Raw genomic sequence first — 25,487 nt, 5'->3', positions numbered from 1 at the left:
GGGGGCGGGGTGGGGGCGGGGGTGGGGGCGGGGGTGGGTGGGGGTGGGTGGGGGTGGGTGGGGAGAGTAGAGTTTTTGGCCCCGCCGACGGCCGAGGTGTCCAGCACCGCAGCGGACGTCCCCGCGCCGGCCCCCGTTGCCGGAAACGCGAGCGGCAGTGTTGTCCCCCGCGCCGAGGAGTAGGTCGGATGACCCCGCACGCCCCCATGTCCCTGGACACCGAGCTGGCCGCCGAACGGGCCCACCTGGACGCGTCCCGCGCCGCGCTGGCCCGCATGCGCGAACGCACCGAGGCCCTCTTCGCCACCGGCCACAACGTCGCCGGCGACGCGTACACGGCGGAGACCCTGGGGCGCACCCTGTCCCGCCGCGTCGCCGAGCTGGCCGACCAGCCCGACACCCCGCTGTTCTTCGGCCGGCTCACGTTCGGCGACGAGGAGCACCACATCGGTCGCCGGCACGTCACCGACGATCTCGGCGAGCCCATGGTGCTCGACTGGCGTGCCCCGGTCTCCCGGTCGTTCTACCGGGCCAGCGCCCGCGACCCGCAGGGCGTGACCGTGCGCCGCCGGTTCGGCTTCAGCGCCGGGGCGCTGACCAGCTTCGAGGACGAACACCTGGACCGGGGCGAGGAGCTGGGGACGGCCAGCCGCATCCTCACCGCCGAGATCGAGCGCCCCCGCGTCGGCCCGATGCGCGACATCGTCGCCACCATCCAGCCGGAGCAGGACGAGCTGGTCCGCGCCGACCTGGCCGCCTCGATCTGCGTACAGGGGGCGCCCGGCACCGGGAAGACGGCCGTCGGGCTGCACCGGGCGGCGTACCTGCTCTATCTGCACCGGGAGCGGCTGCGCCGGTCCGGGGTGCTGATCGTGGGGCCGAACCGGGCGTTCCTGTCCTACATCGCGGCGGTGCTGCCGGCGCTCGGCGAGGTCGAGGTCGAGCAGGCGACTGTGGAGGACCTGATCGCCCGGGTGCCGGTGCGGACGGTGGAGGACCCGGCCGTGGCGGCGCTCAAGCACGACGCGCGGATGGCCGAGGTGCTGCGGCGGGCCGTCGAGGCCCGGATCGCCGCCCCGGCCGAGCCGATCATGGTCTCCGACGGGTCGTTCCGCTGGCGGATCGGCCTCGACCCGCTGCACCGCGTCGTCGAGGAGACCCGCCGGGAGGGGCTGCCGTACGCCACCGGCCGGGAGCGGGTGCGGGCCCGGGTGGTGGGCCTGCTGCAACGCCAGGCCGAGGCCCGCCGCGCCGAGTCACCCGGCGACGCCTGGCTGCGCCGGATGGGCAAGATCCGCCCGGTCGCCGACTTCCTCGACGCGGTCTGGCCGGCGCTCACCCCGGAGGGGCTGGTGCACGGGCTGCTCGCCGACCCGGCGGTGCTCGCGGCAGCCGCCGACGGCGTGCTCACCGAGGCCGAGCAGGCGCTGCTGACCTGGGCGAAGCCGCCGCGCACCCCGAAGGCGACGAAGTGGACGGCCGCCGACGCGGTGCTCGTCGACGAGGCCGCCGGGCTGCTGGAGCGCCCCGCCGGCTTCGGGCACGTGGTGGTCGACGAGGCGCAGGACCTCTCCCCGATGCAGTGCCGGGCCATCGCCCGCCGCAGCGAGCACGGGTCGATCACGCTGCTCGGCGACCTGGCGCAGGGCACCGCCCCGTGGGCCGCCCGCGACTGGCGGGAGTCCCTGGCCCACCTGGGCAAGCCGGACGCGACGGTGGTGCCGCTGAGCGTCGGCTTCCGGGTGCCCGCCGCCGTGGTGGCGTTCGCCAACCGGCTGCTGCCGGCGCTGGCGGTGGACGTACCCCCGGCCGAGTCGCTGCGCCGCGACGGCGCGCTGGACGTGCGTACCGTGGACGACCTGGTGGCGGCGACGGTGGCCGAGGTGCGGGCGGCGCTGGCCCACGACGGCTCGGTCGGGGTGATCGCCGCCGACGACGCGGTCGGCGGGCTGCGGGCGGCGCTGGCCGACGCCGGGATCGACACCGCGACCGCCGACGACGTGGCGGCCCCGGCGCGGGTCACGGTGGTCCCGGCGACGCTGGTCAAGGGCCTGGAGTACGACCACGTGGTGACCGTGGAGCCGGCGGCGATCGTGGCGGCCGAGCCGCGCGGGCTGCACCGGCTGTACGTGGTGCTGACCCGGGCGGTCTCCCGCCTGACGGTGCTGCACACCGCACCGCTCCCCGCCCCGCTGTAAGGAGGGGCCCTCTGTTGACGCATACGGTCGAGAAGGGTCCCCTTCTTACCGGGCGATTCACCATCGGCGGGGGTTGTGTCGATCGGTGATGATGGGTGCACCTCGTCCACTTGGGAGGCAGCATGCACCTGTCGCGGCGCGATCTCCTGCTCGCCGGGGCCGGCACCGCGCTGGCGGCCACGCCCCTGCTGGCCGCCCCGGCGACGGCCGCGCCCGGCGGGACCACCACGCCCGGCGGGTCGGCCGCAGCCGATGGATCGGGCGCGGCCACCGGGCCGGGAGCGGCGGCGGGGCGGCTGCCGGCGGACGCGCTCGACGCCGGGATCGGCGCGATCACCGACGCCGGCATGGTGGGGGTGTTCGCCGAGGCCCGCGACGGCCGGGACCGGTGGCGCGGCGCGAGCGGCGTCGCCGACCTCGACACCGGGCGACCGATGCGGCCCGGCTTCCAGCACCGGGTCGGCAGCATCACGAAGACGTTCGTGGCCGCCACGCTGCTGCGCCTGGCCGGCGAGGGCCGGGTGGCGCTGGACGCCCCGCTCGGCCACTACCTCCCGGAGTACGCCGTGCCCGGGGTCACCGTCGAGATGCTGCTCAACCACACCAGCGGCATCGGCGACTACGACACCGTGCTGTTCACCAGCGGATACGACGTCGAGCGGCTCCGGTTCACCACGTTCACCCCGGACCAGCTCGTCCGGATCGGGCTCGGCGAGCCCCGCACCGGGGCACCGGGGGCGGCGTTCGCGTACTCGAACACCAACTACATCCTGGCCGGCCTGGTCGTCGAGCGGGTGACCGGCCGCAGCGCGGCCGACGAGGTGCACCGGCGGGTCATCCGGCCGCTGGGGCTGCACCAGACGTACTTCCCGGGGCGGCGGACCCGGATCGCCGGGCCGCACAGCGAGGCGTACCTGCCCTGGTACGACGGCCAGCTCCGCGACTTCAGCGTGACGAACACGTCGTGGGCGTGGACGGCCGGCGCGCTGGTCTCCACGGCGGCCGACCTCAACCGGTTCTTCCGCGCGCTGCTCGGGGGCCGGCTGCTGCGCCCGGCCGAGCTGGCCCGGATGCGGACCACGGTGCCGCTGGACCCGGCGCAGCCGGAGGCCGGCGGGTACGGCCTCGGCCTGCTGTGGCTGGCGCTGCCCGGCGGGCGGTTCTGGGGGCACGACGGGGTGGTCTTCGGGCACGCCACGATCTCGCTGCACGCCCCCGACGGCTCCCGCCAGGTGACGCTCGGCACGAACGTCACCCACTACCAGGTGCCCGGCCAGCCCGACCCGATCGGGGCCGCCACCGGCGCGTTCCTGGTCACCGCCCTGTCCGGCCCGGCCGCCGCGCGGTCGGCGGGCGCGACCGGGAAACTCCCGGCGGCCCCGTCGCCGGGCGGCCCGGCGCTGGTCCGCCCCCTGCCCCGCTGAGCCGCCGCCCCAGCCCAAGGAGCGTTCATGATCCTCGCCCGCGCCGACCAGGCCACCCGCCGGTACGGCGACGTGCTCGCCCTCGACCGGGTCGACCTCGACGTGCGCGCGGGTGAGCTGGTCGGCCTGCTCGGGCCGAACGGCGCCGGCAAGAGCACCCTGCTCAACCTGCTCGTCGGGCTGCGCCGGCCCACCGCCGGCCGGGTCGAGCTGTTCGGCGGCGACCCGCGCGACCCCGCCCACCGCCTGCAGGTCGGGGTGACCCCGCAGGAGACCGGGCTGCCGGCCACCCTGCGGGTCGGCGAGGTGGTCGACTTCGTCGCCGCGCACTACCCGGACCCGGTCCCCCGGGGCGAGCTGCTCGACCGGTTCGGCCTCACCGACCAGGCACGCCGGCAGGCCGGCGGGCTCTCCGGCGGCCAGCGGCGGCGGCTGGCCGTGGCGCTCGCCTTCGTCGGCCGGCCCCGGCTGGTGCTCCTCGACGAGCCGACCACCGGGCTCGACGTCGAGGCCCGGCACACCCTGTGGGAGGCGATCCGCGGCTTCCACGCCGACGGCGGCACCGTGCTGTTGAGCAGCCACTACCTGGAGGAGGTGGAGGCGCTCGCACACCGGGTGGTGGTGATCGGGCAGGGCCGGGTGCTGGCCGACGACACCACGGCGGCGATCCGCTCGGTGGTCGGCGTACGCCGGGTCAGCCTGGTCGCGGGCGACCTGCCGGACCTGCCGGGCGTGGTCCGCGTCGAGCAGGTCGACGACCGCACCCACCTGCTCACCACCGACGCCGACCGGCTGGTCCGGGAGCTGGTGGCCAGCGGGGTGTCCTTCCGCGACCTGGAGGTGCGCCCCACCTCGCTGGAGGAGGCGTTCCTGGCCATCACCTCCCCCGGTGGGCAGGGCACCGCCACCCCGGGCGGGCAGGGCACCGCCACCCCGACCGCCGCGTGAGGAGACCGACCCCGTGAGACTCGCCCTCGTGCACGCCCGCTACCAGCTGTTGCAGACGGTCCGCATCCCGGTGGCGGTCTTCGGCAGCGCCTTCTTCCCGGCCGTGGCGATGCTCTTCTTCGTGGTCCCGTTCGCCGGGGACGACCCGACGGGCGCCACCTACGCCACCGCCGCGATGGTCACGTTCGCGGTGATGAGCGCCAACATCTTCCAGTACGGCGTGGGCGTCGCCGAGGACCGCGACCAGCCCTGGAACCCGTACACCCGAACCCTGCCGGCCGGGGCCGCGCCGGCCTTCGCCGGACGGGTGCTCGCGGGCCTGGCGCTGACCTTCCTCTCCCTGCTCCCGGTGGTGGTGATCGCGGCGCTGTTCACCGACGCCCGGATCAGCCCCGGGGCGTTCGTCCTGGCCGTCGTCGTGGTCGGGCTGATCTCTGTGCCGTTCACGCTGATGGGCCTCGCCATCGGGTACGCGCTGCCGAGCAAGGCGGCGATCGTGGTGGCCCAGATCGTCTTCTTCCCGCTGGCGTTCGGGGGCGGCCTGCTCTCCGCGCCGGACGCCGCGCCCGCCTTCGTCAGGGCGATCGCGCCGTACCTGCCGACGCGGGGCGCGGTCGAGCTGATGTGGGCGGCGGTCGGCGACTGGCGTCCCGCGCCGGTGTCGGTGGTGATGCTCGGCGTCTGGGTGGTGGCGCTGGCGGCGCTCGCCGGTTGGGCGTACCGGCGCGACGAGGGCCGTCGCTTCCGCTGACGACCCGCGCCGTGGGGCGCTGTTCGGGCCGGCGATCGGCCGTGGGGCGCGGGCCGGGGCCGGCGAGCGCCGCCCGGCTGGGGTTATTCGTCCCGTTTGAGCCCGTTCCATCGGGTTGCGGTGCCAGGATGCGGGCAGGGCGTCCCGCCGGGCCGCCACCTGTGGAGAGGGGTCAGCGTGAGCAGCGTCCCGCCGGGCACGCCGTGCTGGGCCGACCTGGCCACCCCGGGCCTGGCGGACGCCCGGCGCTTCTACCCGGAACTGTTCGGCTGGACCACCCGGATCGCCCCGCAGCCGGAGGCCGCCGGCTACACCACGTTCCTGCTCGACGGGCGCGCCGTGGCCGGGGCCGGTCCGCCGGCCGCGCCGGACCAGGTGCCGATCTGGTCGACGTACGTGGCGACCGACCACGCGGACCTGGTCACGACCCGGGTCGAGGCGGCCGGCGGGCAGGTGCTGGTCGCCCCGTTCGACGTGTTCGACCAGGGACGGATGGCGGTCTTCGCCGACCCGGCCGGCGCGGTGTTCAGCGTCTGGCAGCCGATGGCCCACCCCGGGGCGGAACTCTTCGACACCCCCGGGGCGATGAGCTGGAACGAGCTGGTCACCCCCGACCCGGAAGGCGCGAAGGTCTTCTACGAGCTGGTCTTCGGCTGGCACCCGGAGGAACAGCCGGCGGGGCCGGTCCCGCCGGAGATGGGCGACTCCCCCTACACCGGCTGGCGGTGCGGCGAGCGGATCGTCGGCGGGATGATGCCGCCGCTGGCCGACGACTTCCCGGCCGACCTGCCGGCGTACTGGACCGTGTACTTCGCCGTGGCCGACGCCGACGCCACCGCCGCGCGGGCCGCCGAGCTGGGCGGTTCCGTCCTGGTGCCGCCCCACGACACCCCGCAGGGCCGCCTCGCCGCGCTGCGCGACCCCCAGGGCGCGCTGTTCTCCGTCATCGCCCGACCCGCGGGCGGCTGACGGCCAGCGGCTCGTTTGCAGGGGCCCCTTGCTGTAGAGAAAGCGTTGACAGGGGGCCCTTCCTTGCGCCTCAGCGGGGGCGGACCGGGACCACCAGCGGACCGTGCTCGCCGGGCAGGACACGGACGGAGGCACGGTAGTGCGTCGCCAGCAGGTCCTCGGTGAGCACGTCGCGCGGCGGGCCGGCGGCGGCCACCCGGCCCGCCGCGAGCAGGACCATCCGGTCGGCGTACTCGCCGGCCAGGGAGAGGTCGTGCATGGTGGCGAGGACGGTGAGGCCGTGCTCGCGGCGGAGCTGGTCGACCAGTTCGAGCACCTCCTGCTGATGGCCGATGTCGAGGGCGCTGGTCGGCTCGTCGAGCAGCAGCAGGGTCGCCCCCTGCGCCAGCGCCCGGGCCAGGAAGACCCGCTGCCGCTCGCCGCCGGAGAGGGTGGCCAGCTCGCGGCGGCCGAAGCCGCCGAGGTCGAGGCGGTCCAGCACGTCCCGCACGGCGGCCAGGTCGGCGGCGGACTCCCGGCCCAGCGGCGGAACGTACGGGCTGCGGCCGAGGAGCACGTAGTCGAAGACGGTCATGCCGGCCGGGACGACCGGGGACTGCGCGACGGTGGCCACCACCCGGGCCCGCTCGCGGCGGCGCAGCGCCTCGCTCGGCGTACCGAAGATGCGGATCGTGCCCGGCGCGGGCAGCAGGCCGCCGAGCGCACGCAGCAGGGTCGACTTGCCGGCGCCGTTCGGGCCGATCACGGTGACCCACTCGCCCCGCTCGACGGTCAGGTCGACGCCGGCCAGGATCGGCGCGCCGTCCAGGCTGACCCGCAGGCCCCGCACCTCGACGGCAGGCGCGGCACCCGGCGGCGGGGCGTCGGCCGACGGGGCGCTCACGTCAGCACCCGGCGGGCGGTGCGCAGCACCAGGACGAAGAACGGGCCGCCCAGCAGCGCGGTGACCACGCCGATGGGCACCTCGGCGGGGGCGGCGGCGGTCCGGGCGACCACGTCGGTCAGCGCCAGGAACGCCCCGCCGAACAGCAGGGACAGCGGCAGGATCACCCGGTAGCTGGAGCCGGCGAGCAGCCGCACGGTGTGCGGGACGATGATCCCGACGAAGCCGATCAGCCCGGACGCGGAGACGGCGGCGGCGGTGCCGAGCGACGCGGCGGCGATCAGCAGGTAGCGGGAGCGCTGCGGGTGCAGGCCGAGGCTGCTGGCCTCGTCGTCGCCGACGGAGAGGACGTCCAGCTCGCGCCGGTGCAGCAGCACCACGACGGTGGTGAGCAGGAAGTACGGCAGGACGAGCCGGACGTCGTGCCAGCCGGCGGTGGCCAGCCGGCCGAGCAGCCACGAGTAGACCTGCTGGATGCTGTCGGAGTTGCGCTGGAGCAGGTACGTCTGCCCGGCGGAGAGGAACGCGGACACGGCCACCCCGGCCAGGATCAGCGTGGCCGTGGAGCGCCCCCGCCCGCCGGCCACCCCGAGCAGGTACGTCATGGCGACCGCGCCGAGCGAGCCGACGAACGCGGCGAGGGGGATGGTGAGCGGGAGCCCGGTCAGAGCGCCGCCCGCCCCGGCCCCGAGGGAGATCACGGCGGTGACGGCGAGCCCGGCCCCGGCCGCCACCCCGAGCAGGTACGGGTCGGCCAGCGGGTTGCGGAACACGCCCTGGTAGCAGCCGCCGGCCAGGGCGAGCAGCCCGCCGACGAGCAGCCCGAGCACGACCCGGGGCAGCCGCAGCTCGGTGACGATGGCGATCTCGCGTTCGCTCAGCCCGCTGTCGAGGCGTACGCCGGGCAGCAGGTTGAGCAGTTCGGCGGCGACGCTGCCGGGGGGCAGGCTGACCGGGCCGAGGGAGACTCCGGCGACGAGCGCGACGAGCACGGCGGCGACCCCCGCAGCGAGCCAGCCGGGCCGCAGCCCGGCCGGCCGCTGCGCGAAGGAGGGGCCCCTTGCTAACGCTTTCTGCACAGCAGGGGCCCCTTCTCAACGCCCCGCACCGCGCGCAGCACGCACCGCACCGCGCGCGACGCGCCATACAGCGAGGGTCACGCCGGCACCTTGGCGACGGCGTCGACGACGGCCCGGAGCAGGTCGACGACCCGGGGGCCCCAGCGGGAGGCGATGTCGTCGTCGAGCGCGACGACCTGGTTGTTCTTGACGGCGGTGACGCCGGCCCAGCCGCTGCGCGCCTTGACCGTCTCCGGGCTCTGCTTGCAGCACTTGGTGTCGGCCAGGAAGACGAAGTCGGGGTTCGCCTTGACGATGATCTCCTGGGAGAGCTGCGGGTACCCGCCGTTCTTACCGTCGGCGTCGGAGGCGTCGGCGATGTTCTCCAGGCCGGCGAGGGCGTAGATCGAGCCGATGAACGTCTTGCTGGTCGCGCTGTACAGCTCCGGGCCCAGCTCGTGGTAGTAGGTCAGCTTCGCCGACCGCTGCGGCAGGTCCTTGGTGAGCTTGGCGATGTCGTCCTTGATCCGGTTGTTGACGTCGGCGGCCTCGTCCGGGTGGCCGGTCAGCGTGCCGAGCTCGATGAGCTGCCGGTAGGTGTCCTCCAGGGTGGTCGCCGCCGGGGTGAGCAGCACCGGGATCTTCAGGGTGGTGAGCTGCTCGACGATCTTGTTGGTGTCGTTGGAGAGCACCACCAGGTCGGGGCTCTTGCCGGCGATGGCCTCGGCGTTCGGCTGGAAGCCGGACAGGTCGCTCTTCGGCGCGTCCGGCGGGTAGTTGGACTGGTCGTCGACGGCGGCGACCTGCTTGCCGGCGCCGATGGCGAAGAGCATCTCGGTCGCGGTCGGCGAGAGCGAGACGATCTTCTCGGGGCGCTTGTCGAGCGTGAGATTGCCGACGGTGACCGGGAAGGCGGCGGTGGCCGAGGTGCCACCGGGGGTGGGGGCGTCGTCGGGGCTCTTCTCGGCGCACGCGCCGAGCGCGAGCGCGGCCACCGCGAGGGTCGCGGCGAAGAGCCGGGGGGTACGTCGGAACACTGGACCTCCTGTCGGTCGAGGAGCGTGGTGCTTCGCCGACAGGAGCCTGGTGGGGTGCCCGTCCGCGAGGCGCCCTTCCTCGAGAGCGCGTGTCGCGACCGTGCCGCAGGCGACCTGGCTCGCCCCACACACGTCGGCGTCGGCCGGCCGGCCGACGCCTGGTCGACGGCGGCCGGGGGCCGGACGCCGCGGGTGGGGCATCACAGTTGCGGGACAGCGCCGGATTCGCACCGGCTTCGCTGCGGTTTGGTCGGTGCCACCGTAGCGCACGCCCCGGCGACACCTCGTTGATCTAGGGACTATGACCCGGCGTGACGACACCGACACGGGTGCGGGGCCCCGGACGGGACCCCGCACCACGGGCGAGTCAGGCGCAGTACTGGGCCTGCTTGCCGATCACCCGGTAGGGGCAGTCGGCGTACTCGGAGAGCAGCAGCACCGCCTCCTTGTTGCGCGAGGTCTGGGCCGGGATGACCTCGTCGGGCGGGTAGAAGCCGCCGCCGGCACCGGACGAGCCGGGGTACATCTCGAAGGTGTACGCCCAGATGCCGTGCGTCGCCCACATCCAGTCGAGGCTGTCGCCGTCGGTGATGTAGAGGTCGCTGGACTGCTCGGGGGTGTAGCCGTTGGTGGCCGCCATCTGCTGACCGAGGGTGGCGAAGGTGTTGTACTGGTCCGCCGTCATGCCGGTGGTGGTGTTCGCCGTCGTGTAGCCGAAGGGCCAGAGCACGAGCTGCGAGTACGTGTGCCAGTCGATGTTGGCCTTGATCTGCTGGACACCGCCGACGACCCGGCTGTTGACGAAGTCACGCAGCGCCTTCGTCTCGGGGGCGGAGAAGGCGGACGGTCCCCGGTAGGTCGACGACGACGGCAGCCCGGAGGACCCGCCGCAGCAGCCCCAGTTGTAGCCCCAGTTGCGGTTCAGGTCGGTGCCGACCGCCGACGCGCCACTGTTGGGCTGGCGGTTCTTGCGCCAGGACCGGTAGGAGCCGGTGGCGATGTCGTACTCGCTGCCGTCGGGGTTGACGGTGGGGACGATCCAGATCTCCCGGGTGTTGACGATGTTGGTGACCCGGGAGTCGCTGCCGTAGCTGTCGGTGAACAGGTTGAGCAGGTAGATCGCCATCTCGACGGTCAGGTGCTCGCGGGCGTGCTGCTGCGAGTTGAACAGGATCTCCGGCTCGGCCTCGTCGGTGGCCACGTTGTCGGAAATCTTGACGGCCATCAGGTCGCGGCCCTCGTACGACTTGCCGATGCTGATCTTGCGGGCGAGGGTCGGGTGGTCGGCGACCACCTTGTTCACCACGGCGGTCAGCTCGGCGTAGTCGTGGTAGTTGGAGTCGGCCGACGGGAAGCCGGTCGTGCCGACGCCGCCTGCGTGGACGGGGGCCTGCTTCTCCACCTGGTAGCCGAGCCGCCTGATCGCCGCCGCCTCGGCGTCGGTCGCCGTGACGTGCAGGATGCCGTGCTCGGCGGCGTCGACGGCGGCGCCGGTGCGGGCGATGGCGGTGCGGGCGGCCAGGGTGCGTACGCCGAGCACGTCGTATTCGGCGGCGGCCGGCTCGGCGGCGGGCTCCGGGGCGGGGCGCGCGGAGACCGGCCCGGTGGCGACGGTGAGGCCCAGGCCGGCGGCGGTGGCGAGCACCAGTGCGCGACGCAGGCGGGTCGGGGTGCGGAAGGCCATGGACAACCTCCTGGGGGTACGGGGAGATCCCGTCTCGTGGTCAACACTTCACCACTTGTCACATGGTCAGATCAATATCTTTCACTATGCGATCCATCCCGACCGCATCCTCATGCCGGCAAGGATTTTCCTGGCGGGAACATCTGGCGAAACTTCCCGACGGGCGGGATAGTGACCGGCAAGCATGCCCCGACCCGCCTCACCCCGCGGAGATCCCATGGCCAGCATTGCCCTACGCGCGATCGCGCTCACCGGCGTCGCCACACTCGCCCTCGCCGGCACGGCCGTCCCCGCCCACGCCGGCGGCCACCGCCCGCCCGTCGAGCACGACGAGCAGATCACGTTCCAGGAGTGGTCCCGCCACCCCGACTGGCGTACCGGCACGCACCGGGGCACCCGGGCGGTCCCCGGCCACCGCGCCGGCATCACCATCGGCCGACCCGCCGGGACGACCGAGTTCACCGACGAGCACACCGGCACCACCAGCACCTGGGAGTACGCCACCTGGACCTCGCCGACCACCCGGATCGGCTTCGACGCCACCGAACTGGTCGCCTCGTGGAACGCCGACACCCCGGCGGGCACCTGGCTCCAGGTCGAACTCCAGGGCACGTACAACACCGGCGACCGCACCCCCTGGTACGTCATGGGCCGGTGGGCCTCCGGCGACGCCGACGTCAAACGGTCCACCCTCGACGGTCAGGGCGACCCGTGGTCGAGCGTGTGGACGGACACCTTCGCCATCGACGACGCCGACGCCGGGGTGCTGCTGCGGTCGTACCAGCTGCGGCTCAGCCTCTACCGCAAGCCCGGCCAGACGGCCTCGCCCCGGGTCCGGATGCTCGGCGCGATGAGCTCGAACGTGCCGGACCGGTTCACCGTCACCCCGAGCCGGGGCGGGATCGCCTGGGGGAAGGAACTGCCCGTCCCCGCCCGCTCCCAGATGATCCACAAGGGCAACTACCCCGAGTGGGGCGGCGGCGGGCAGGTCTGGTGCAGCCCGACGTCGACCACGATGGTGCTGGAGTACTACGGCCGGGGTCCGTCGGCCGAGGACCTGGCCTGGGTCACCCCCGGCTACACCGACCCGCAGGTCGCCCACGCCGCCCGGATGACCTGGGACTACGAGTACGAGGGCGCGGGCAACTGGCCGTTCAACACCGCGTACGCCGCGAGCTTCCCCGACATCGACGCCCGGGTGACCCGGCTGCACTCCCTCGACGAGGTGGAACGCTTCGTCGCCGCCGGCATCCCGGTGATCACCTCGCAGTCCTTCCTCGACACCGAGCTGGACGGGTCCAACTACGGCACCTCCGGGCACCTCTTCGTGGTCGTCGGCTTCACCGCCGACGGCGACGTGATCGTCAACGACCCGGCGTCGTCGTCGAACGCGGAGGTGCGCAACGTCTACCAGCGGGAGCAGTTCGAGCAGATCTGGCTGCGCACCAAGCGCTACCGCGCCGACGGGAAGGTGGCCAGCGGCTCGGGCGGCATCGCGTACCTGATCAAGCCGACGAACCAGCCGTGGCCGGCCGTCCCGGGCTCGACCAACTGGTAGCCGTCAGCTCTTGTCGCCGGGCTGCTCGTCGTCGCCGGCCAGGGCGGAGCGCAGCCGCTCCTTCTCGGCCCGGCGGCGCTCGGCGGCCCCGGCCATCTCCCCGGCCATCTCGTCCCGCCAGCTTCGCAGCAGGAAGAACGAGAGCGCGGCGGAGAACGCCAACGCCAGCATGAGCTTCAGGAAGACGTTCAGGTCTACCGGCCACAGCGCCGCCATGACCACCACGAACAGCCCGATCCGGCCCAGCGTGTACTTGACCGCCGCGCTCACGTCGCACTCCGTTCTCCGCCGGCGGGGCCGGCCGTAGGGTTCGCCCCGGCTGTCCCCGCCGGGCGGGGTTCAGCCCGTCCGGCGGGCCAGCCAGTGGACCCCGGTAAACCAGACCACCGCGTAGACCACGGTGAAGGCCGCCGCGCCGAGCCCGCCGCCCAGCAGCGGCGGCAGCCCGTCGGCCAGCCCGGCCACCACCAGGCCACCGACCACGGCCAGCCCGGCCGCCACCAGCGCGGCCACCACGCGGGCCGCGCCGAACTCCCAGGCCCGGAAGTCCTCCCAGTAGAGCCAGGCCGGCAGGATGATCGCCAGCCAGCCGTTGGCCCGGCCGAAGTCGCCCGCGCCCACCGTGGCGAAGCCCCAGTCGAACAGCAGCAGGGCGAGCAGGCCGATCACCAGACCGGCGAGGCTGATGCCCAGCAGGTCGCCGAGGGCGACGATCCGCCCCTCGGCGTCCCGCCGGGGGAACCCGCCCTGACCCTGACGACTCGACTCGCTCATGACCTACGAGGGTACGGGCTGCTCAGGCCCACACCTGCTGCGGCTCGGACCGGCGCTCCGCCAGCGACGGCGGCGCGTCGTACTCGCGGACGATCTCGTAGCGGGTGTTGCGCTCGACCGGGCGGAAGCCCGCGTCCCAGATCAGGTGCAGCAGGTCGTCGCGGTGCATGGTGTTCGGGGTGCCGTACGAGTCGGCGTCGTGGGTGATCTTGTATTCCACGACCGAGCCGTCCAGGTCGTCCACGCCGAAGTTCAGCGAGAGCTGGGCCACCGACAGGCCGTGCATCACCCAGAAGCACTTCACGTGCGGGACGTTGTCGAACAGCAGCCGGGAGACCGCGAACGTCTTCAGCGACTCGGCCGGCGAGGCCATCGTGGTCTGCGCCTGGATCCGGTTGCGGATCTTGCCGTCCGCCGAGTCGACGAAGTCGTGCTGGTAGCGCAGCGGGATGAAGACCTGGAAGCCGCCCGTCTCGTCCTGCAGCTCGCGCAGCCGCAGCACGTGGTCGACCCGGTGCCGGGGCTCCTCGATGTGGCCGTAGAGCATCGTCGACGGGGTCTTCATGCCCTTCGAGTGCGCCAGCCGGTGGATCCGCGACCAGTCCTCCCAGTGGCAGGCGTGGTCGACGATGTGCTGGCGGATTTCCCAGTCGAAGATCTCCGCGCCGCCGCCCGTCAGCGACTCCAGGCCCGCGTCCATCAGCTCGTCGAGGATCTCGTCGGCGCTCAGGCCGCTGATCTTCTCGAACCACTGCACCTCGGTCGCGGTGAACGCCTTCAGGTTGACCTTCGGCAGCGCCGCCTTCAGCTCGCGCAGCACCTTCGGGTAGTAGCGCCAGGGCAGCGTCGGGTGCAGGCCGTTGACGATGTGCAGCTCGGTGAGCTGCTCGTCCTCCATCTCCTTGGCCTTGCGGACCGCTTCGTCGATGCGCATCGTGTACGCGTCCTTCTCGCCCGGCTTGCGCTGGAACGAGCAGTACGCGCAGGAGGCGCTGCACACGTTGGTCAGGTTGAGGTGCCGGTTGACGTTGAACATCACCCGGTCGCCGTTGAGCTCCGTGCGCCGGTGGTGCGCCAGGCGGCCCAGCCAGGTCAGGTCGTCGCTGTCGTAGAGGGCGATCCCGTCGGAACGGGTCAACCGTTCGCCCGCGTACACCTTCTCTTCGAGCTCGCGCTTGAGTCCGGCGTCCATCGAAAGCCACGTCCCTTCCACCTGCGGTCCCGTCGAGCCTACGTCGGGTCGTCGACCCACCGCCGATGCGGTCGACCCCAGCGACGTACCTCACCGGACTCTCAGCCGCTCGTAACCTGTTACGCCATCGACATCACTGCCCGGGTGCGGTAAGACAGGGTGGGGCGCGCCACATTCGGGGCCGCCCCCGCCGTCGCGCCACCCGAGCGCGGCGCCCACCCACGCCGGACGGGGAGCGGAATGGTGCAGAGCACGCGACGACAGCGACGGCAGCGACGGAGGGCGCCCCTGTTCTCGCCGGTGCTCCGGCCGATGCTGTGGTCCGCCCTGCTCAGCGCCGTGGCCACGGCCGCGCTCGCCACCCCCGCGTACGCCGAACCGCCGCTGCCCAACGTCGTACCCGACACCGGCTCCCGCCCCGTCGCCGTCGGCGGGCTCCCGGTGCCCGGCCTGAACGGCCCCGCCGTCCCCGGTGCCGGCGCGCCGGTGACGCCGCTCGGCACCGGCCCGCTCGCCGCCGCCATCGCGGCCGCCGAGGCCCAGGTGGGCCTCCTCGGCGACCAACTGCTCGGGCTGCGGCAGACCCGCACCGACGCCGAGGCCCAGCTCGCCGCCGCCGACCGGGACCTGAAGGCGGCCCGCGACGCCCTGGCCCGCGCCCAGGAGGGCGCCGACGCCGCCGCGGCCGGCGCGCTCAAGGCCGCCGCCGCGCTGCCGCCCGGCGAGTTCGCCGAGGACCTGCACGGGCTCAACATGCTCCAGCAGATCACCCGGGGCGAGGAGGCGGAGGGGGCGACGACCGCCGCGGCCGGCGAGCTGACCCGCGCCCGCGCCGCCGAACAGGTCGCCTACCAGGCGTGGCTCGCCGCCGACACCCGGGTGCGTTCGGTCCGGGACCAGTACGCCGCCGTGGAGAAGTCGCTCCACGAGCAGGAGAAGAAGCTGCTCAAGCTGCGTAAGGACAACGCCGCGCAGATCATCGAGCTGGAGCGCCAGCAGGAGGCCCTCGAGCAGCAGCTCGGCGCGGGCTACGTCGACGGGCAGAGCAGCAACGGCCTCACCGCGAGCCCGACCGCGCTGGCCGCCGTCCGCTACGCCCTGGCCCAGCTCGGCGACCCGTACGTCTGGGCCGCCGAGGGCCCGGACGCCTTCGACTGCTCCGGGCTGATGTGGGCCGCCTACCGGTCGGCCGGCTACAACCAGCTGCCCCGGGTCTCCCGCGACCAGTACTACGCGACCCGGAGCCGCACGGTGAGCCGCAGCGCGCTGCTCCCCGGCGACCTGCTGTTCTTCGCCTCCGGCAGCAGCTGGACGACGATCCACCACGTCGCGATGTACATCGGCAACGGCAAGATGGTGCAGTCCCCCACCACGGGCCAGACGGTGAAGATCAGCACGGTGGGTTGGTCCCGGCTCTACGCCGCGACCCGCGTGGTCGGCGCGGTGCCCGCCCCGACGCCCACCCCCACCCCGGCTCCGACCACGCCGAAGCCCACCAGCACCCCCAAGCCGACGAATTCTCCGACGCCGAAGCCGACCACCCCGTCGCCGAAGCCCACGACCCCGTCGCCGAAGCCGACGACGGCGAGCCCGACGCCGACGCCGACTCCGACGCCGAGCCCGTCGGACACCCCGTCCCCGTCGCCCGCGCCAACCGCCCAGGCCAGCAGCCTGGCACCGAGCGACAGCGCCGCACCGGACCCCTCGACGAGCACGGCGGACTGAGCGCATCCGTCCACTCCGGCTGTGCTGCCGGGCGGGAATGTGGCACCGTGACACCCATACACTTTCGGCCCGACGCCTCGGGCCCGGAGGCGAGCGTGGGCACGGAGGACGACCATGGGCGAGCAAGAGGTTCCGGCGGGAACGACCGACCCCGGATCCCGGCTTGACCCCGGATCCACACCCGCCCCGGGCGGTGGCCCGGCCGGCTCCACACGCACCCCGGTCGGCACCGCGCCGGCCGACGGGTCGCAGCCCGGGTCGGCCGGACGGGCGACGGTGCCCGCCGCGACAGCGCGGGCCCGGGTGAGCGTCTCCGGCGTGACCGTCCCGCCCGACAGCTCCGCGTTGCCGGTCGCGGGCAGCAGCGGCACCACGTACCGCGCGGGTGCCCCGGCGCTCGATTCCGTCCCGGGACGGCCTTCGACGCCGCCCGGCGGGGCGACCGGGGGCGCCGCCACCGGGCCGACACCGGGTGCCGAAGGCGGCGGCGTCACGCCGGACGCCCGTGTCACACCGGACGCCGGCGTCGGCGTGGCACCCGCCCCGGGCAGCGCCCGGACCGGCGCTGGCGTGCCGAGCCAGCGGGCCGGCGGCAGCGGGTCCGCCCGGGCCAGCGTCTCGGTGCCCGGCCTGAACCGGGTCTCCGCCGACGAGGCGGCAGGCGCCGTCGGGGCGGAGGCGGCCGGCGCGGCGAAGCCCGGCAGCGCCAAGGTCTACCGGTCGGCCCCGGTGAGCCCCGAGCCGCCCGAGCCCGCCCGGCCCCCGGAGCCGGCCGAGCCCCCGAAGCCGGCCGGGCCGCCCTCGCCACCGGAACCGGAGCCTGCCCCGGCACCCACGCCCGTTCCGGGGCCGAACCCGCCCACGCCGCCCGTGCCGGGTCCCCCACCGCCGTCGCCGAACCCGCCGGTCCCCGAGCCGACGCCGCCGGCCCCCGGGCCGTACCCGCCCGCCCCGGTCCCGCCGCCCGGCCCGGCCGTGCCGCCGCCGACGCCCGGTCCCGTGCATCCGCCCGGGCCGGTGCCGCCCGTGCCGGGCCCGCCGGTCCCCCCGCCCGGCCCGGCCGTGCCGCCGTCCCCGCCGCCGCCCGGCCCGATGCCGGCACCGCCGTTCCCGCCACCGCCGCTGACCGCGCCGGCCACCCCGGCCTGGCCACCGGCCAGCCCGGCCGGCTCCGCGCCGTCGTCAGCTCCGCCGTCGTCCGGGGCCCCCGCGGGCTGGCCGGCGGGCCACGCCGCACCGCCGTTCCCGACGGAGCCGGCGTCACCGCCCGCCGCGCAGTCCCCTGTCGTGCCGGCCCCGGCGCTCCCGGTCTGGCCGCCGCCGACCAACCCGGCCACCCAGCGCGACGGCACGCCCGCCGCCACCGGCGTGGCAAGGACGCCGGCACCGGCCGCCCCGGTCTCGGGCGTCCCCGCCTCGGCAGCTCCCGCATCGGGCGTCCCGGCGTCGGGTGCTCCCGCATCGGGGCCGCCGGCCGCAGGTCGGCCGGCGTCCGGCCTGTACGGCGCGGCCCCGACCACCGCCTGGCCGGTGGCGCCCCCGGACGGGCCTCCCGCGCCCCCGGGCGGGGCCCCCGGCGGCCGGGCCACCGTCGGCAGCCCCACCGCCCGCCCGGAACCGGGGACGGCCGACCTCGCCAGCACCGCGTACGGCACCGACGGGCCGGGCTTCGCCACGGTCGCGCTGCCCACCGGCAGCCAACTGGACAATTCCGGCTCGCTGACCGGGCACATCCTGGCCCAGGGCTGGACGGACGCCCCGACCGCGCGGTCCAGCACCGCCAAGGTGCTGATCGTCCTGGTGGCGTCGCTCGGGCTGCTCGTCGCGATCGGCGTGCTCGTCGTGCTGCTGGCCGGCGACGCGATGGACGGGCTGGTCGGCGGCCTCCTCAACAGCTGAGCAGGCCGGCGGGACGCCTGAGCGGACCGCACAGGCCACCGAGGCGGACCGGAGGGCGGCTGAGCGGGCCGGGGATGGTGAGCCCGCCCACTACGGTCTCGTGGCACGGTGGCGGGTTTGCCTTGTCGCCGTACACTTGTCGTGATCCTTGACCCGGCGCGCGTGAGGCGCGCCCATGGGCGATCTTGCGGGCGATCCGGCGGCGTTCAGCTGCGGCAGGCCATCGCGAAGATGCGCCCCGCTCGAAAGGCATTTCTTGACCACGTTTGCTGACCCCAGCACGTTCCCGTCCGTCCTCGACACCACGGCCGAGGCGAACGACCCGACCGACGCCCCCGCCGCCGAGACCGGCTCCGCCGACGTCGCCGGGACCGCCCCCCGCGGCACCGTCGACGACAACGCGGCGCTCGAAACCGCCGTCGTCGACGACGCGGGGCTCGACGCCGCCGCCGACGAACCCGCCGAGGCCGAGGCCGACGCCGGCGAACCCGACGCCGAGTCCGACGTCGCCGTGGACTTCGGCGCGCTCGGCCTGCCCGAGTCGCTGGTCCAGGCGCTCGACCGGCTGGGCATCACCACGCCGTTCCCGATCCAGCGGGCCACCGTGCCCGACGCCCTCGCCGGGCGCGACGTCCTCGGTCGGGGCCAGACCGGCTCCGGCAAGACCCTCGCCTTCGGCCTGCCGGTGATCGCCCGGCTCGCCAAGCGCAACCGGGCCCGCCCGCTGCACCCCCGGGCCCTGGTGCTGGTGCCCACCCGGGAGCTGGCCATGCAGGTCAACGACGCGCTCGTGCCGCTCGGCAAGGCGGTCGGGATCTTCCTGAAGACCGCCGTCGGCGGCGTGCCGTACGACCGGCAGATCGACGCGCTCCGGCGGGGCGTGGAGATCGTCGTGGCCACCCCCGGCCGGCTGGGCGACCTGATCAACCGGGGCGTCTGCCACCTCGACGACGTCGAGGTGACCGTGCTCGACGAGGCCGACCAGATGGCCGACATGGGCTTCCTGCCGGAGGTCACCGAGCTGCTGGCCAAGACGCCGGCCGGCAGCCAGCGGCTGCTCTTCTCCGCCACCCTGGACGGTGACGTGGACTCGCTGGTCAAGCGGTTCATGACCGACCCGGTCACCCACTCGACCGCCCCGGCCACCGCCGCCGTGTCCACCATGGACCACCACCTGCTGCTGATCCCGCCGCACGACAAGTTCGCCGTGGCGGCGTCCATCGCCGCCCGGTCCGGCCGGACGATGCTCTTCGCCCGCACCCAGCTCGGGGTGGACCGGCTCGTCGAGCAGCTCGCCGCCGTCGGCGTACGGGCCGGTGGGCTGCACGGGGGCAAGACGCAGCGGATGCGCACCAAGACCCTGGCCGAGTTCCGCGAGGGCCGGATGAGCGTGCTGGTCGCCACGGACGTCGCCGCCCGGGGCATCCACGTGGACGGCGTCTCCCTGGTGCTGCACGTGGACCCGCCGAAGGACCCGAAGGACTACCTGCACCGGGCGGGGCGTACCGCCCGGGCCGGCGAGTCGGGTGCGGTGGCCACGCTGGTGCTGCCCAAGCAGCGTCGGACCACCCTCGCCATGTTGCAGAAGGCCGGCGTCGAGCCGGCGGAGACCCGGGTCCGGGCCGGCGACCCGGCCCTGGCCGAGCTGACCGGCGCCCAGGAGCCCAGCGGCGTGCCGGTCCGCGACGAGCCGCCCGCCCCGCGCCGGCACGGCGACCGTCCGGCCGGTCCGCGCCGGTTCGAGGAGCGGGGCGAGCGCCGCTACGGCGACCGGGACGGCCGGGGCGAGCGCCGCTACGGCGAGCGGCCCACCGGCGAACGCAGCTTCGGCGAGCGCCGCTACGGCGACCGACCGACCAGCGACCGGCCCACCGGCGAACGCGGCTACGGCGACCGGCCGACCAGCGAGCGCCGCTACAGCGACCGGCCCACCGGCGAACGCGGCTTCGGCGAGCGGCGGTACGGCGATCGGGAACAGCGCGTCGGCGGGGACCGCCGGTTCGGTGACCGCCCGACGGGCGAGCGCCGCCACGACGACCAGGGCGACCGGGGCTTCGGCGAGCGCCGGTTCGACGACCGCTCCGGTGGCGACCGCCGCTACGGCGACCGGCCGACCGGCGAGCGGCGCTACGGCGACCGGCCGACCAGTGACCGGCCCACCGGCGAGCGGCGCTACGGCGACCGGCCGACCAGTGACCGGCCCACCGGCGAGCGGCGCTTCGGCGACCGGACGGCCGGCCCGCGTCGGTTCGACGAGCGCGCCGGTGGGGAACGTCGCTACGGCGACCGGCCCGGCGGCGACCGCCGCCACGACGACCGGCCCACCGGCGACCGCCCCACGGGCGAGCGCCGCTTCGGTGAGCGGGGCTTCGGCGAGCGGGGCGGGGACCCACGTACCGGCGACCGGCGGGGCGGCTTCCGCCCCGAGGGGCGCGGACGGGACGACCGGCCCCGTGACGACCGGCGCGGCTTCGGCGGGCGACCGCCGGCGCGTACCCACTGATTCTGACGACGACCGGAACGCCGCCGCGGAGCCCACGCTCCGCGGCGGCGTTTCCGCTTGCGCTGACGGCGACCCCGGCGTGCCGTAACGTCCGGTTCATGCCGACAATGCCGAAGTCGCTGTTCTGGGCCCGGACGGACACCGCCGGCAGCGAGCACGTGGTGTTCGACGACGGCGCCGGGCTCGGCGCGCAGGGCGTCGTGCTCGCCGTCGACCCGATCCCCTACACCTGCCGGTACCGGCTGACGGTCGGGCCCGACTGGGCGACCAGCCGGCTGGAGGTCGAGGCGGAGGGCGCGGGCTGGCAGCGGAGCGTACGCCTGGAGCCGGCGGGTGACCGGTGGCGGGTGACCGCCGCCGAGCAGGGCGACCTGGACGCGGCGTTGCGGGCGGCCGGGCATCCGGCGGCCGGCCTGCCCGGCCTCGACGATCCGGACCGGCTGGCGGGCGCGGTGGACGTCGACCTGGGCGGTTCGCCGCTGTTCAACACCCTTCCGGTACGCCGGCTCGGGCTGGCCCCGGCCGCGACCACGACCTCGCCTCCGGGCGCGGCGGAGCCGGGGGCGGCGCACCGGATCACCGTGGCGTGGGTGCAGGTGCCCAGCCTGATGGTGCTGCCCGCCGAGCAGGTCTACACGGCGCTCGGGCCCGGCCGGGTCCGCTTCGCCAGCGAAACGTTCACCACGGAGCTGGACGTCGACCCGGGCGGCTGGGTGCTGCGCTATCCGGGCCTGGCCGAACGCATCGCCCCGCGCTGAGGGCTCGCGGTCGCGCGCCCCGTGTCAGCAGGGGTCCCCTGTCCAACAGAATGCGTTGACAGGGGGCCCTTCCTGGCACGTCACGCGGGCCAGGCGCCGGTCGCCAGGAAACGGTCGACGGTGGCCAGGTGCGGGGCGAGGTCGAGGCCCTGCCCGGCCACCCAGTCGTCGGCGTAGTACGTGTCGGCGTACCGGTCCCCCGGGTCGCAGATCAGGGTGACCACCGAGCCGGTGCGGCCCTCCGCGAGCATGCCGGCGATCAGGCCGAACGCGCCCCACAGGTTGGTGCCGGTGGAGCCGCCGACGCGGCGGCCGAGCAGGGCCGAGCCGGCCCGCATGGCGGCCAGGGACGCGGCGTCGGGCACCTGGACCATCCGGTCCACCACGGCGGGCAGGAACGACGCCTCCACGCTGGGCCGGCCGATGCCCTCGATCCGCGAGCCCCGGCCGGTGCACACCGACCAGTCGGCGGCCTGCCAGGCGGGGTAGAACGCCGAGTTCTCCGGGTCGACCACGCAGAGCTTGGTGGGCAGCCGCCGGAACCGGGTGTAGCGGCCGATGGTGGCGCTGGTGCCGCCGGTGCCGGCCCCGACGACGATCCAGGCCGGTACGGGGTGCCGCTCCAGCGCGAGCTGGGCGTAGATCGACTCGGCGATGTTGTTGTTGCCCCGCCAGTCGGTGGCCCGCTCGGCGTACGTGAACTGGTCCATGAAGTGCCCGCCGGAGTCCTCGGCGAGCCAGCGCGCCTCGACCACCACCTTGGCCGGGTCGTCGACGAGGTGGCAGCGCCCGCCCTGGAACTCGATCTGGGTGATCTTCTCGGGCGAGGTGGACGCCGGCATGACCGCGATGAACGGCAGCCCCAGCATCCGGGCGAAGTACGCCTCGGAGACCGCCGTCGAGCCGGAGGACGCCTCGACGATCGTCGTCCCGGGGCCGATCCAGCCGTTGCAGAGCCCGTACAGGAACAGGGAGCGGGCGAGCCGGTGCTTGAGGGAGCCGGTGGGGTGCACCGACTCGTCCTTGAGATAGAGGTCGATGCCCCACTCGCGGGGCAGCGGGAACGGCAGGAGGTGGGTGTCGGCGGACCGGTTGGCGTCGGCCTCGACCGTGGCGATCGCCTCGGTCACCCAGCGCCGGCTGGCCTCGTCGCACCGGTCGAGATGAGTCATGCTCGGAAACGTAGCAAGCGGATCGGCCCTGGTCGCGGCCCGGTCAGGTCGCGGGGCGGGCGAGCGGTTGCGGGCGGTTCTCCCACTTGGTGGACAGCGCGATGCCCGTCCGGGTGGAGGCCACCCCGGGGGTACGGTTCAGCCGCACGATCAGCTGCTCCAGCTCGGCGATGGTGCCGACCCGGGCCTTGAGCAGGAACGACTCGACTCCCGCCATGAAGTAGCAGGACTCGATCTCGGGCATCCGCCGGAACGCCTCCAGCACGTCGTCGGTGTCGCCGCCGGAGTCCTCGACGATCCCGATGAGCGCGGTCACGCCGAGGCCGATGGCCTCGGGCTCGACCTCGGCCCGGTAGGCCCGCACGACGCCGCTCGACTCCAGCTTGCCGACCCGCTCGTGCACGGCCGGGGCGGAGAGCCCGACCTGGCGGGCCAGCTCGGCGTACGAGAGTCGGGCGTTGCCCTGCAACAGCTCCACGAGGCTCAGGTCGATGGCGTCCACGGACTGTGACCCTAGTCGTTGGGGCGTAACGCCGGTCGCCCGGCATGCGTTGCACATGACAGTAGGTGAGTGTCCGCAGACCTTCGGTCGAGGGAGAGCAGAGGCGCCCCAGTTTACTAACTTCCCACTCAGTGCGTTTTTCGCGTTTGGCGGACAGGCCAGGTCGCTGGTGCTGTAATTGCCATACGTCCCTCATGACGGCTCTGGGCTCGCACCGGCCGGGGGCAGTGTGTTCAGCCGGGGGCTTCGTCGACGCGAGGAGGGGGCTGTGGACACTGGAGATCGCCTGCTGACACCGGGTGAGGTCGCCGCGCTGTTTCGGGTTGACCCGAAAACTGTGACGCGCTGGGCGGCGGCCGGCCGGATCGGCAGCATCCGGACTCCAGGCGGGCATCGCCGGTTTCGGGAATCCGAGGTGCGGGCCCTGCTTGAGGGGGAGGGCATGCTGGACGAGGCGGACGAGATGGGGAAGGCCCGTAACGTCGGCCCCGCCGCGTCGACCGGCCCTGGCCCGGCCAATGCCGGGATGTACTGAGCAGGTGCGCTGACGGGCACGGGCCGGCCAGTCCGGCCCGCGTCCCGCCACCGGTCCCGGCGTCGGAAGCCCGCAGCGGCAGGGCCGACCACCGGCCCCGGACGTGGTTCAGGAGCGGGTGGCGCCCAGCTCGCCGGACCAGCGGCGGAACAGCGTGTGCGGCACGCCCAGCGCGTCGAGCACCTTCCCGGCCACGAAGTCGACGAGCTGCTGCGCGGAGGCGGACGCCCCGGCACCGTAGAAGCCGGGGCTGGCCGGCAGCACCACCGCCCCGGCGTCGTGCAGGGCGATCAGGTGCTCCAGGTGGCTGCGGGTCACCGGCGTCTCGCGGGGCACGACCACCACCGGCCGGCGCTCCTTGAGGTTGACCTCGGCGGCCCGCTGCAACAGGTCCTTCGACAGGCCGATCGCGATGCCGGCGCAGGCCGCCGTGCTGGCCGGCACGACCGCCATTCCGCGTACCCGGTAGGAGCCGCTGCTGGGGCCGGCGGCGAGGTCGCCGGCGGGCCAGTGCCGCACGTCGGCGTCGCCCAGGTCGCGGCTGAGCCAGGCGGCGAGGTCCTCGGCCCAGTGCCCGTCGCGGAAGGCCCGCCCGGTCTCGTCGAGGATGGTCAGCCGGGCGGCCCGGGAGACGACCAGGTCCACCGGTTCGCCGGCGTCGAGCAGCCCTCGGACGACCGCCGCCGCGTACGGCGTGCCCGATGCGCCGGAGACTCCCACCACCCATGGTTCCCGCATGCCCTCCAGCCTGCCTGGTCACGGCGGTGGACCGCCGACCGCCCCCACCCCCGGGGCAGGGTAGGGGGGCATCGCACGGGGTCGACCTGCCATGCTGCCGAAAACGATTCACGTCCCACAGGGGGAATCGGTGATGACCGACGACATCCTCCGGTCGCTGCGCGCCGACTGCCCGATTCCGCCTCGGCTGTCGCCGTACGCCGACCGGGTGCAACGCTGGCTCGACGACCGGCTGCCCGGGGTCGGCCTGCCGTTGGACTCCCCCGCCCTGGACCGGTTGTCCCGCGCCCGGTTCGCCCGGTACGCGGGCCGGCTCTACCCGGAGGCCACCGAGCCCGACCTGCGGGCCATCGCGGCCCTGTTCACCTGGTTCTTCCTGGTCGACGACGCCTGCGACCGGCCGGACCGGCTGCGCCCCGACGAGATCCTCGCCCTGCGGGACGGGACGCTCCGGCTGCTGCGCGACGGGCCCCGAGGCCGGCACCCGGGCCTCACGGGTCCACTGCGCCGGCTGCTGGTGCGGGCGTGGCGGGAACCGCGCCGCCGGATGCCGGCGCGCTGGCGGGAGAGGTTCACGGACGCGGTCGGTCACCACCTGCACGGCGCGTGGCTGGAGGCGGTGGAGAAGGCGGCCGGCCGCCCGCCGGACGTCGCCCGGTACGTCGAGCTGCGCCGGGCCACCTCGGCGGCGTACGTGTCGTATCCGCTGATCGAGTTCGTGACGGGCCGGCCGCTGCCCGACGCGGTGTACCACCACCCGCTGCTGCGCGAGATCGGCGATCTCGGCAACGACCTGCTCTCCTGGTACAACGACATCGCCTCGCTGGAGCGGGACCGGGCCACCTCCGGCGGGCACAACCTGGTGCTGGCGCTGGCCGCCGAGCGGGGCGTCGGGGTGGAGGCGGCGCTCGACCCGGCCGCCGAGTGGTGGCGGACGGCGATGCGCCGCTTCGTCGAGCTGCGCGCGGGCGTGCCGTCGTTCGGGCCGGCGCTGGACGAGGCGGTCGCCGACCACCTCGACGGGGTCGCCGCCGCCGTCCGGGGCACGATCGACTGGACGCTGGAGAGCGCCCGCTACGGCGGTGGTGGTAACGAGGGGCCCCTTCTCAACGCTTCCGGTAGAGCAGGGGCCCCTTCCTAGCCACGCTGGCCAGCGGCGGGAGCAGCGCCGGGGGGCGG

22 protein-coding genes and 1 pseudogene are annotated in these 25,487 nt (G+C 74.6%); 12 read left to right on the top strand and 11 right to left on the bottom strand.

The features are described from left to right. Nucleotides 1-188 precede the first annotated feature (188 nt). From LPU61_RS25740 to LPU61_RS25720, 5 genes are all read left to right on the top strand, one after another. Entirely contained in the window at nucleotides 189-2,198 is a 2,010-nt protein-coding gene (locus LPU61_RS25740) for an AAA family ATPase (RefSeq protein WP_043961380.1), read from the top strand. Nucleotides 2,199-2,368: 170 nt separating this feature from the next. Beyond that, the gene (locus tag LPU61_RS25735) at nucleotides 2,369-3,622 is read left to right on the top strand and encodes a serine hydrolase domain-containing protein (RefSeq protein ID WP_374199719.1); all 1,254 of its coding nucleotides are present in this window, start codon (nucleotides 2,369-2,371) and stop codon (nucleotides 3,620-3,622) included. Between the two features lie 27 nt (nucleotides 3,623-3,649). Beyond that, nucleotides 3,650-4,570: an ABC transporter ATP-binding protein gene (locus LPU61_RS25730; protein ID WP_229406425.1), complete on the top strand. Its 921-nt coding sequence runs from the start codon at nucleotides 3,650-3,652 to the stop codon at nucleotides 4,568-4,570. 13 nt (nucleotides 4,571-4,583) lie between these two features. Continuing rightward, the gene (locus LPU61_RS25725; RefSeq protein ID WP_043961376.1) at nucleotides 4,584-5,321 is read left to right on the top strand and encodes an ABC transporter permease; all 738 of its coding nucleotides are present in this window, start codon (nucleotides 4,584-4,586) and stop codon (nucleotides 5,319-5,321) included. A gap of 177 nt (nucleotides 5,322-5,498) precedes the next feature. Further along, nucleotides 5,499-6,290, top strand: a complete 792-nt coding sequence (locus tag LPU61_RS25720) for a VOC family protein (RefSeq protein ID WP_043961374.1) — start codon at nucleotides 5,499-5,501, stop codon at nucleotides 6,288-6,290. Nucleotides 6,291-6,360: 70 nt separating this feature from the next. On the opposite strand, the gene LPU61_RS25715 is transcribed toward LPU61_RS25720, so the two are convergent. The 4 genes and pseudogenes from LPU61_RS25715 to LPU61_RS25700 form a co-directional block, all read right to left on the bottom strand. Further along, nucleotides 6,361-7,173 (bottom strand): ABC transporter ATP-binding protein, encoded by an 813-nt coding sequence (locus LPU61_RS25715; protein ID WP_229406424.1) that lies wholly within the window; start codon nucleotides 7,171-7,173, stop codon nucleotides 6,361-6,363. Beyond that, nucleotides 7,170-8,252: an iron ABC transporter permease gene (locus LPU61_RS25710; protein WP_043961370.1), complete on the bottom strand. Its 1,083-nt coding sequence runs from the start codon at nucleotides 8,250-8,252 to the stop codon at nucleotides 7,170-7,172. Before LPU61_RS25710 ends, LPU61_RS25715 begins: the two co-directional genes overlap by 4 nt. 77 nt (nucleotides 8,253-8,329) lie before the next feature. Further along, complete coding sequence (locus LPU61_RS25705; RefSeq protein WP_229406423.1) at nucleotides 8,330-9,268, bottom strand: ABC transporter substrate-binding protein; 939 nt, start codon at nucleotides 9,266-9,268, stop codon at nucleotides 8,330-8,332. A gap of 373 nt (nucleotides 9,269-9,641) precedes the next feature. Beyond that, nucleotides 9,642-10,952: pseudogene (locus LPU61_RS25700) on the bottom strand (M14 family metallopeptidase); the annotation flags it as partial. Between the two features lie 217 nt (nucleotides 10,953-11,169). Between LPU61_RS25700 and LPU61_RS25695 the strand changes: the two are divergent. Then, nucleotides 11,170-12,510 carry a peptidase C39 family protein gene (locus LPU61_RS25695; protein ID WP_229406422.1) on the top strand — a complete coding sequence of 447 codons (1,341 nt, stop codon included), beginning with the start codon at nucleotides 11,170-11,172 and terminating at the stop codon, nucleotides 12,508-12,510. Nucleotides 12,511-12,513: 3 nt separating this feature from the next. Here the strand turns inward: LPU61_RS25695 and LPU61_RS25690 are convergent, their stop codons facing one another. The 3 genes from LPU61_RS25690 to mqnE form a co-directional block, all read right to left on the bottom strand. Beyond that, nucleotides 12,514-12,780, bottom strand: a complete 267-nt coding sequence (locus tag LPU61_RS25690; protein ID WP_043961364.1) for a DUF4229 domain-containing protein — start codon at nucleotides 12,778-12,780, stop codon at nucleotides 12,514-12,516. 69 nt (nucleotides 12,781-12,849) lie between these two features. Next, entirely contained in the window at nucleotides 12,850-13,284 is a 435-nt protein-coding gene (locus LPU61_RS25685; protein WP_229406421.1) for a hypothetical protein, read from the bottom strand. Nucleotides 13,285-13,306: 22 nt separating this feature from the next. Beyond that, the gene (gene mqnE, locus LPU61_RS25680; RefSeq protein WP_229406420.1) at nucleotides 13,307-14,476 is read right to left on the bottom strand and encodes an aminofutalosine synthase MqnE; all 1,170 of its coding nucleotides are present in this window, start codon (nucleotides 14,474-14,476) and stop codon (nucleotides 13,307-13,309) included. Between the two features lie 240 nt (nucleotides 14,477-14,716). Between mqnE and LPU61_RS25675 the strand changes: the two genes are divergently transcribed. Further along, nucleotides 14,717-16,201, top strand: coding sequence for a C40 family peptidase (locus tag LPU61_RS25675; protein ID WP_229406419.1), 1,485 nt, complete (start codon nucleotides 14,717-14,719; stop codon nucleotides 16,199-16,201). A gap of 713 nt (nucleotides 16,202-16,914) precedes the next feature. Here LPU61_RS25675 and LPU61_RS25670 read toward each other — a convergent pair. Continuing rightward, nucleotides 16,915-17,553, bottom strand: a complete 639-nt coding sequence (locus LPU61_RS25670; protein WP_229406635.1) for a hypothetical protein — start codon at nucleotides 17,551-17,553, stop codon at nucleotides 16,915-16,917. Between the two features lie 178 nt (nucleotides 17,554-17,731). Here LPU61_RS25670 and LPU61_RS25665 point away from each other — a divergent pair, with 178 nt between their 5' ends. From LPU61_RS25665 to LPU61_RS25655, 3 genes are all read left to right on the top strand, one after another. After that, nucleotides 17,732-18,100 carry a hypothetical protein gene (locus LPU61_RS25665; protein ID WP_229406418.1) on the top strand — a complete coding sequence of 123 codons (369 nt, stop codon included), beginning with the start codon at nucleotides 17,732-17,734 and terminating at the stop codon, nucleotides 18,098-18,100. 256 nt (nucleotides 18,101-18,356) lie between these two features. After that, nucleotides 18,357-20,603, top strand: coding sequence for a DEAD/DEAH box helicase (locus tag LPU61_RS25660; protein ID WP_229406417.1), 2,247 nt, complete (start codon nucleotides 18,357-18,359; stop codon nucleotides 20,601-20,603). Between the two features lie 98 nt (nucleotides 20,604-20,701). Then, nucleotides 20,702-21,361 (top strand): putative glycolipid-binding domain-containing protein, encoded by a 660-nt coding sequence (locus LPU61_RS25655; RefSeq protein ID WP_229406416.1) that lies wholly within the window; start codon nucleotides 20,702-20,704, stop codon nucleotides 21,359-21,361. Between the two features lie 80 nt (nucleotides 21,362-21,441). Here the strand turns inward: LPU61_RS25655 and LPU61_RS25650 are convergent, their stop codons facing one another. Together LPU61_RS25650 and LPU61_RS25645 are read right to left on the bottom strand one after the other, a co-directional pair. Then, on the bottom strand, nucleotides 21,442-22,533 hold the full coding sequence (locus tag LPU61_RS25650) for a PLP-dependent cysteine synthase family protein (RefSeq protein ID WP_043961355.1): 1,092 nt from the start codon (nucleotides 22,531-22,533) through the stop codon (nucleotides 21,442-21,444). Between the two features lie 43 nt (nucleotides 22,534-22,576). Next, complete coding sequence (locus tag LPU61_RS25645; protein WP_043961353.1) at nucleotides 22,577-23,035, bottom strand: Lrp/AsnC family transcriptional regulator; 459 nt, start codon at nucleotides 23,033-23,035, stop codon at nucleotides 22,577-22,579. Between the two features lie 268 nt (nucleotides 23,036-23,303). Between LPU61_RS25645 and LPU61_RS25640 the strand changes: the two genes are divergently transcribed. Beyond that, nucleotides 23,304-23,570, top strand: coding sequence for a BldC family transcriptional regulator (locus tag LPU61_RS25640; protein ID WP_043961351.1), 267 nt, complete (start codon nucleotides 23,304-23,306; stop codon nucleotides 23,568-23,570). A 108-nt stretch (nucleotides 23,571-23,678) separates the two neighbouring features. Here LPU61_RS25640 and LPU61_RS25635 read toward each other — a convergent pair whose 3' ends face one another. Then, nucleotides 23,679-24,308 (bottom strand): UbiX family flavin prenyltransferase, encoded by a 630-nt coding sequence (locus tag LPU61_RS25635; protein WP_229406415.1) that lies wholly within the window; start codon nucleotides 24,306-24,308, stop codon nucleotides 23,679-23,681. Between the two features lie 133 nt (nucleotides 24,309-24,441). Between LPU61_RS25635 and LPU61_RS25630 the strand changes: the two genes are divergently transcribed. After that, entirely contained in the window at nucleotides 24,442-25,449 is a 1,008-nt protein-coding gene (locus LPU61_RS25630; protein ID WP_229406414.1) for a terpene synthase, read from the top strand. Nucleotides 25,450-25,487 lie beyond the last annotated feature (38 nt).

The sequence above is a fragment of the Micromonospora sp. NBRC 110038 genome, assembly GCF_020884815.1.
Classification (GTDB): Bacteria; Actinomycetota; Actinomycetes; order Mycobacteriales; family Micromonosporaceae; genus Micromonospora; species Micromonospora haikouensis.
The sequence above is the reverse complement of the archived record's forward strand: the minus strand, read 5'-3'. Positions and strand labels throughout refer to the sequence as shown.

Bases quoted from the DNA above. Each gene is read 5' to 3' on its own strand.
- mqnE (WP_229406420.1), bottom strand. From the start codon at position 14,476: ATGGACGCCGGACTCAAGCGCGAGCTCGAAGAGAAGGTGTACGCGGGC.
- LPU61_RS25655 (WP_229406416.1), top strand. From the start codon at position 20,702: ATGCCGACAATGCCGAAGTCGCTGTTCTGGGCCCGGACGGACACCGCC.
- LPU61_RS25695 (WP_229406422.1), top strand. From the start codon at position 11,170: ATGGCCAGCATTGCCCTACGCGCGATCGCGCTCACCGGCGTCGCCACA.
- LPU61_RS25675 (WP_229406419.1), top strand. From the start codon at position 14,717: ATGGTGCAGAGCACGCGACGACAGCGACGGCAGCGACGGAGGGCGCCC.
- LPU61_RS25630 (WP_229406414.1), top strand. From the start codon at position 24,442: ATGACCGACGACATCCTCCGGTCGCTGCGCGCCGACTGCCCGATTCCG.
- LPU61_RS25740 (WP_043961380.1), top strand. From the start codon at position 189: ATGACCCCGCACGCCCCCATGTCCCTGGACACCGAGCTGGCCGCCGAA.
- LPU61_RS25635 (WP_229406415.1), bottom strand. From the start codon at position 24,308: ATGCGGGAACCATGGGTGGTGGGAGTCTCCGGCGCATCGGGCACGCCG.
- LPU61_RS25650 (WP_043961355.1), bottom strand. From the start codon at position 22,533: ATGACTCATCTCGACCGGTGCGACGAGGCCAGCCGGCGCTGGGTGACC.
- LPU61_RS25730 (WP_229406425.1), top strand. From the start codon at position 3,650: ATGATCCTCGCCCGCGCCGACCAGGCCACCCGCCGGTACGGCGACGTG.
- LPU61_RS25685 (WP_229406421.1), bottom strand. From the start codon at position 13,284: ATGAGCGAGTCGAGTCGTCAGGGTCAGGGCGGGTTCCCCCGGCGGGAC.